At 55.1% G+C, this 7,582-nt stretch carries 5 protein-coding genes; all 5 read right to left on the reverse strand.

The window, feature by feature from the left end; all coding sequences use genetic code 11:
* Window positions 1–436: 436 nt before the first annotated feature.
* Complete coding sequence (locus tag H8730_RS16905) at window positions 437–1,831, reverse strand: relaxase/mobilization nuclease domain-containing protein (protein ID WP_249290235.1); 1,395 nt, start codon at window positions 1,829–1,831, stop codon at window positions 437–439.
* Window positions 1,832–1,990: 159 nt separating this feature from the next.
* A complete protein-coding gene (locus tag H8730_RS16910; protein WP_249290232.1) occupies window positions 1,991–2,293 on the reverse strand; it encodes a CD1845 family protein in 303 nt (100 codons plus the stop codon).
* Window positions 2,294–2,472: 179 nt separating this feature from the next.
* Window positions 2,473–2,829: a plasmid mobilization protein gene (locus H8730_RS16915; RefSeq protein WP_430385401.1), complete on the reverse strand. Its 357-nt coding sequence runs from the start codon at window positions 2,827–2,829 to the stop codon at window positions 2,473–2,475.
* Entirely contained in the window at window positions 2,811–2,993 is a 183-nt protein-coding gene (locus H8730_RS16920; protein WP_249290233.1) for a DUF4316 domain-containing protein, read from the reverse strand. The genes H8730_RS16915 and H8730_RS16920 overlap by 19 nt, the downstream gene beginning before the upstream one ends.
* A gap of 81 nt (window positions 2,994–3,074) precedes the next feature.
* The gene (locus tag H8730_RS16925) at window positions 3,075–7,391 is read right to left on the reverse strand and encodes a prealbumin-like fold domain-containing protein (protein WP_249290234.1); all 4,317 of its coding nucleotides are present in this window, start codon (window positions 7,389–7,391) and stop codon (window positions 3,075–3,077) included.
* Window positions 7,392–7,582 lie beyond the last annotated feature (191 nt).

The raw sequence follows: 7,582 nt of genomic DNA on the forward strand, positions 1-7,582 counted from the left end.
TTGTATTCCAGTACCAAAGCCTTGTCAATCCTTCGGCCCGCATCGTGGGCGACAAACTGCCGGACATGGTGCAGGTATTTTTCCATAGTGGCCGCGCTTTTCTCCGCTTCCTGTAAGGCCGTTTCGTATGGCGGTATCATGCTTTCCTGTAGTTTTTGTCGTTTCATTTTGTTTTCCCTCCGGTACGTAGTATTCCCCTACTATTGTACCGATCTATTGTACCGGATAAATAAACAGATTGTTTTTTGAACGCACCATTTTGAAGATTCCACTAAACGGCAAGCAGGGCAAGTGTGGCCACACTTGCATGTTTTTCAAATTTTGCCCTGCGGCCAAAATCCGAAAAACGGCTTGTTGGGGAGCCTCCCCAAACCCGGCTATGTGGTTCGCACCGTCTATGACGGTGCTTTCCACTTCGGGCCAACTTGGCCCGAAGTTATCGCGGCCTGTCGGCCTTGTTTTGGTCATGGCGCTGCCGCTCCATTTCCTTGTTTTTCTGTTCGTCTGACAGTCCGAACAGGCGATCAATATTTGCCTTGACCGTCACCAGTTCCCGCATATCCGTCCGGGCGGCCCGGTACTCGGCATACAGTGTCTTTTTGTCAGCGGCCAGCTCCGCCGCCTCCGCTTTCAGGGCGTCCATTTTGGGGAGCTTGGCTCCGGCCAGTATGCGGCGAAAGGTTGCTTGTGCCGTCCGGTACAGGGATATTTCCGCCTCGTGCTCACTCAAAAACTGATTGCTGTACCGCTTGGCCTTGTACTCTTCAAACACCGGGCGGGTCTTGGCATAGTCGTGGACAGCGGCCCGCAGCTCCTTGTTGCGCCGAAGCTCCGCCTCGGTGGTCTTGACTTTCTCCGACAAGGTGTGAAACCGTTCGGCGGCCTCGGCCGCTCTCTGCTCCAATACAGCATAATCCATTAAACCGTGCTCCTGTAAATACTGCACGGCAGCGGCCATCTGTTGCAGGTTGTAAACCGTAGCCCACCGCTGATAGGCCGGGCCTTTCCCGGCCTGTATTTTTGCCTGAATGTCAATCACCAGATTGACCCGGCGGGAATCCGCCGAACGTCCCCCGGACGGGGCAGCCCGCCCCTCAATAGCTGCCCGGATCGCCGCCTCGGTGTATGCGTCGCCCAGCGTGGAGGCACGCAGCCGGGTAAACCGTTCCTGCCCGAACGTCGGAGCACGAAAGCTGACAGCGCCCCGGCTTTGCTTGGCTTCAAAGCCCGCCGCTTTCATCGCCTGCAAAAAGGCGGCGAAGCTCTCCGGCTGTTCGGCAAGGCAAAGGTCAATCTGCGCTTTGAGCCGTTGCTGAAAAGTAGGGGCTTTTTTACCGCCCAGCCATGCGCCGTAATGCTTGTACTTCCCCCGGCTGTGCAGCTTGGGATTGGCGATCACCGACAGGCCGTGCTCAATACATACCCGATCGGACAGCCGGCGCAAGGCCCGGCCCGATCCTAGAAAGTCCCGGAATTTATGGGTACAATCCAGCGTGGTGGAATTGTAGTAGATATGACAATGGGGGTGGGGCCGGTCAATGTGGGACACCACAAAAAAGGCGTGCTTGCCTTTCGTCCAGCGCATGGCGAGCTCATAGCTCACCGCCAGCGCCGCCTCCGCGTCCAGTTCGCCGGGCGGGAACGCTTGGCGGATTTGATAACACAGCACGTCCTCGTCCTTTTTTTGTTCCCGGCCCGTTATGGCTTTGTACTTGGCTTTGCTCAATAAAAACTCCGCATCGGCGGTTTTGGGGTCGCACTCGTAAGCGGCAATCAAATCACCGTCCCGTGTCTTTGCCGGATTTTGCCCATACTCAAAGCGGTCTTTCATCGACTGCGCTATGGTTTCGCCCTTACTGATATGGTGGGCTTTGAGATATACAGTCGCCAAACTCCCCGCCTCCTTTCCCAAAAGAAAAGAGCAGCGGGACAATGATCCGCTGCTCTATCTGCATTTGATTGGATAACCTCGGGCCAACCTGGCCCGAAGTTATCCAGCAATAAAGCCCATGAGGGAGCTGTTTAGACCGTGCAGGAAATCCGCCACCGCCTCAGCAAAGGCCGGAATCCCGAATGGCGAAACAAGGAATCCCATTACAAGCAGCCCTATGCCGCTGTACGCTTCTCCCTGAAACAGCAGGATCGCGCCGCCGACAGCAAACAACAAGGCTGCCAGCGCCAGCACCCGGCCGGATAGCCAGCCCAAAAACTGCATGGCAAGACCTAACAGGAAAAACGCTAACGCAAAAGGAAGGACAAGGATTTTGAACGGCAGTTTGAGTAATGTTTTCATATACAAATCTCCTTTCTATTGCCTTTATTCTATATACATTATACCTCCTAGGGGATGATACCACAATGTTGTCGCCGCCGCACGAATCTTGTCCCGGCGCCACTTCGGGCCAACTTGGCCCGAAGTTTCCACATAACAGAAAATGCGGGGAACGGTATTCAAAACCGCTCCCCGCATTTTCAAAGTTTCACCACCTCTGCAAGCTGTTCCAGCACAGCGGACACCTTGCCCCATAGCTCGGTATAATCCCGCTGCAAGCCCGCAATTTCCTCCGGGTATACGCCGTAGGTGTTGGCGTGTATGGCAATCTGATTGAGATTGTTGGCGCAGCGCCTTTGCAGGGAAACAAGCTCCCGAACCGGCGTAAGGTCAACATGCAGCACGTACCCATTCAGCGCCATTTTCCGCATAAAGGCTCCCGCGTTGGTAATACCTGCCTCGGTCATCCTTTCCCGGATTGTATCCCGTTCCTCCTGCGTCACCATGACGTGCAGGTGGATACCCCGCTTACGCTGTTTCAGCGTTCCCGCTCCCATGTCCGGCTTTTTCGGGTAGGAGGCTTCACCTTGTCCAATGGCTTTTCCTCCGGGACGGGAGACGGAGCGCACAGCGGCAGGTTATTCAAAATCCCGTCGATCATATTGGTATTCTGTTCGGCCGAAAGCTCGGCGGTTTTCATCGGATTGTTTTTCTGTTCCATATCCTGTTCCTTTCTATGTTTTATTTCGGGCCTCGCTGTCACAAACTGCGCCGCGTAACTTCGGGCCAACTTGGCCCGAAGTTATCGGCTGCCGGTATGTCTGCGGCGCAGGGTGAGCAGCGCGATCATTCCCAAAGACACCCCGGTCAGCACAATAAACGGCCAAATCAGCGTGTTGTCGCCGGTCTGCGGCACTTCGGGCGTGGGGATTTTCTCATTTGTCACAGTCACTTGAATAATCTGGCCGTCCTCCGTGATTTCAAACGGAAATTCCGTGCTGTCCACCTGATAGCCGTCCGCCTTGAACTCCTGATAGGTGTACTGCCCCGCACGAAGCCGGAACCGCGCCACACCGTTTTCGTCGGTGCAGCCCTCCGCCACAACTGCGCCCAGCGAATCCCGGATACGGAACCCAACATTCGGCAGGGGCGCATGGTCGGCGCTGTCGGTTTTGGTGATTTCCAGCTCCCCATAGATAGGGGTGTTGAGGAAGCCCACACCGGCCTCATTTTCCACCTGCACGGTTTCGCCGTCCTCCGTGATGGCGAAATAGTAGTAGCTGCCGTCCTGTAAGAACCCAGATGGGCTTGCTTCCTCGTGGCAGAAGTAGCCACCATAACGCAGCCCCTCCATGCGGTGCTGGCCGTTTTCCAGCTCAGTCATATTGCCGATATACCGATCAATGCCTTCTTCAAATTTTTGGTTTCCGTTGGTATCGGCATAAATCCCGAACACCGCGCCCGCCAGTGTATTTTCCGGGTACTCCGCGTCCAGCTTGAGCGTTTCCGCGCTTCCCACAATCCAGCGGTTTTCGATGGTGATTTCTATGACTTGCTTATTCTCGGAGATCGTCACCGGTAAGATTTTTTCCGAAAGGACAAATCCCTCTGCGGGTGCGATTTCACGGATTAACCAGTCCCCGGCGGCCACGCCGTAAAAGCCGAATTTGCCGCCCTCCATGCTCTCACAGTTCATCAGGGCGTTTTCTTCGGTAAACGCAGTTTCATCCGACCGGAACAGGCCGATCAACGCACCGTCCACCGGCGCGCCGTCGCCGTCCACCTTGCAGCCGGTCACGTCGCCGCGAATCAGCTTGTTTTCAATCCGCTGGCCGTCATTGACGGAGAGATAAACTACGGGGGTATCCTGCCCCTGATACGAAATTTCCAAATCATACTCTTTATCGGAAAGAAGATAATGCCCGTCGGTGCTGTACTCCTTGGCATACACTTTACTGTCCACCGGCAAATCGGTGGAAAAGACAATCTGCCCGGCCTCGTCGCAATAGGCCAGCTCCAGCAGCCCGTCTGCCGGGATCACGCTGCCGTCCGCCGCTGTCATGGTTTCTCTGGCATACAGTCCCCACGCGACATTCCGGGTTTCGCCGTTCATGCCGATTCCGAAAACCTCGTCCTGCTCCAACGCTTTTTGCAGGCGGATTTCCACCTGCTGACGCTCGTTGGTGATGTGGATTTCCGTTTCGGTTAGCTCCACATGCTGCCCTGCATAAGAGAGTGTCACCGTCACCGGCTCCGGGTTGCGGGTCATGCCATAGGGGGCCTGACGTTCAAAAATCTGGAACGTGGAGAGATACAGCGGCTCACTGGTGTCGCTCCCGTCCGGCCCGGTGGTAAGGGTCGCCACTGTCTGGCCTGCGCTGTAACGCAGCATACCGCCGGAATAGACATCCTCCGTGGCGACAATATCATACTTGGCCCCGGCCAGCCCCTTGGTGGAATACACCGGTTGATACAGCAGCGGCGCGCCGTCGCTTCCGCCTATGGTGGCAACGCCGGAGAACACCTCGCCGTCCTTGCGGACGGTGATGGTGCCCTTTTGCGGCATATTTTCCTTTTCCACTTTTATGACCGTCACGCCGTCCACTTCTTCGGCGCTCTCCGGCAATATATCGAAATAGACCGGGGTGGGGTCTAACACATACGGCTCCACAGCCTGTACCTCAACCGCCGAATAGCTCTCGCCGTAGGGCAGCGGCTCCGGGGTAATCAAGTAACCATGAGCGTCCGTATAGAAGGTGTCGATTTCCACAATCTCCGGGTAGGTGAGCGTCATGGTGATTTGCTTGCCCTGCGGGTCAAACAGCTTGTAGCCATGTCCGGCCAGCGGCACCGTGTTCCCGGTTTCCTTGTCCAGCTTGACGAGCATGACGCGGCTTTCAAAGTTGGCGTTGTTTAACAGATACCGATAGACCTTGCCGTTTTCGGAAATGAAAAGGTCGATATCGTCAAGCATTTCCCGGCCCGGCCAGCCCGACACTTGATGCAGCCGATACCACCCGAAAGGTAAAGACTTGCTCTCAGCAAAACCGTACTCATCGCAGGTCAAAATATCCCGTTCGGTTTCTTTGGCCGCTGCATAGGAACCGGCAGCGCGCCGGAAAAGCTCAAATTTCGCCCCTTTCTCCGGGGTGTCAATGCCGGTGGAACCGTCGTCCGTGTGCTTGATGATAGCCACCCGGCCTTTGATGATCTGCTCGCCAACGTCCAGCGCAAGCTCATTGTATTCCAGCTCATATTCCTTGGCTTCCGCGCCCACATAATAAACCTCCGGGTTGAGCAGGTAGCCGGTGGACGGCTCCAGCTCTCGGATTGTCCAGTCGTCGCCGCAGGGATACCAGTCCGTAACAAAATCACCATTCGGGCCGGTAAAATAGCTTTTCACAAGCTGGCTGCCTTTGTATACGCCGTACTTGGCGTGTTCCAGTGTGGCGTCTCCCTGTGCTGTGCCGGTTTCGTCGTCCGATTTGGTGATGGCAGCCCGCCATTTCTTCAACGTGTTGTGGAAGGTTTTATTTGTCACCTTATTCCATTCAATGACGGCCTCCTGCGGGTCGGGGATAACGTATTTATCCTCTGTGCCCACTTCTTCAAGGGTATAGGGCGTATCGCCGGAAATGAGCACGTCTGAAAACCGGGCTATACCGCTGCTGTCCGTGGCAGCGTATTCGTCCACCGGCAGACCGGAAAGACTGGCGCCGTACAGCCGGAACGTCTTACCCGCCACAAAGCCGTCCTCGGCGGTCTTGGTGACAACCAAATCCCCACGTTTGAGCACATTGTCAAAGGTGATAACCGCCGTCTGGCCGGATACCACCGTGACGCGCATGGTGGCCTGCGGTTCATATTTGTTTTCCGTCAGTTCCGTGACCTCGTAAACTCCCGGCCGTACTTCCAGAAGGAAAGTACCGTCCGCCTGTGTCCGCACCGTTTTGTTGATACCGTTCCCGGAAATCTGAAACGGGACGTTTTTAACCTCGCCGTCCTCGCTGTGCTTGACGATTTTCAGGGTTCCGGGAATGGGGACGTTGACGGCGTTGATGGTGATGGTCGCATTTGGGGTATTGCGGTCGAGCGTCCTCGTCCATAAAGTTGTCCCGTCGCTCTGAAAGTTGGCGGGAAAGATGATTTCCTCGATTTGATAAGTGGAAAATGGAAGCGCCTTTTCAGATTTTGCATACCCTGCGCTGTTGGTGGGGCCGATTTGATAGGTTTTGGACGGATTGTGGATGTCCGTCGCCCGAAACACTGCCCCCGTCAGGGGCGCTCCTTTATCGTCCTTCTTGTAGACTTCAATGTTTCCCTGTGCTTGAAAAATATCTCCGAGATGGTAAAAGGCGTTGGGGGAGGACGCTTTATCCCCATTTGAGGAATGCCCCATAGCCTCTACGGTGGAAATCTCCGGCCCGCGCTCATTTCCCACATGGATAATGAAGTCGGCGCCATTGTACGTCCCCGCATAGACAGCAATATGGATGTGGCTGTTGGCGGCGTTGCCGAAAATGATAAGATCGCCCGGCTCCAGCTTGCTGTACTCCACATTGCTGGTGCTTGTACCGATCTTCTCAATCTTCCCTTGCTGTGCCAATCCTTCCAGGGCCGTCTGCCATGTCACAACAGCCTGCGGGTTCAATCCGGTGGCGTCAATGGCTTCGGTGATAAAGCCAGTGTCGGCCCCCTCGATATTCGGCAGATAGTTGCAGATAAAATAGGTGACAAAGGAGGCACAGCACAAGCCGTACTGCTCAAATTTCGCAATATTCGGGGCAAGCCCCGTCGCGGTTGTGTTGTCGGCCACCGTATCCTTGCCGGATAGAACCAGCCCATAGGAGATGTCCGAGAGTATGCTGGGGTCGTTGGCTGCCAGCCGGGAACCATAATGACCGCTTTGATAGAGCGTCCCTTTATCCTTTTGCCGCTGCACGTCGTAACCGGTGTATTCCAGCGCACGCAAAATGGCGCTGTCCAGCATTTCCTCCGGTATATCCGATGCCGGGGCGGCGCTGGCGGTAATTGCTGAAAGCGGTATGGCCGTCAGCAGCATAACAAACGTCAATAGCAGCGACAACAGCCGCTGGGGTGCTTTTTGTTTTATCTTCATTTGGCCTTTCCTTTCTATATAAAAATACCGCCTGTGTTTCCACATGCGGGTGTGTGCAGCTTCGGGCCAACTTCGAGCTGTTGACAAAGCCCTATAAAATATCTCTTCTCTACATAACCCAGTGTTTGTTGGTTGACAACTGACACAAAAAAAGATGCCTCCTGGCATCACTCTAAACATTTTACCATCCG

The organism is Bianquea renquensis (genome assembly GCF_014384895.1).
Taxonomy (GTDB): domain Bacteria; phylum Bacillota; class Clostridia; order Lachnospirales; family Bianqueaceae; genus Bianquea; species Bianquea renquensis.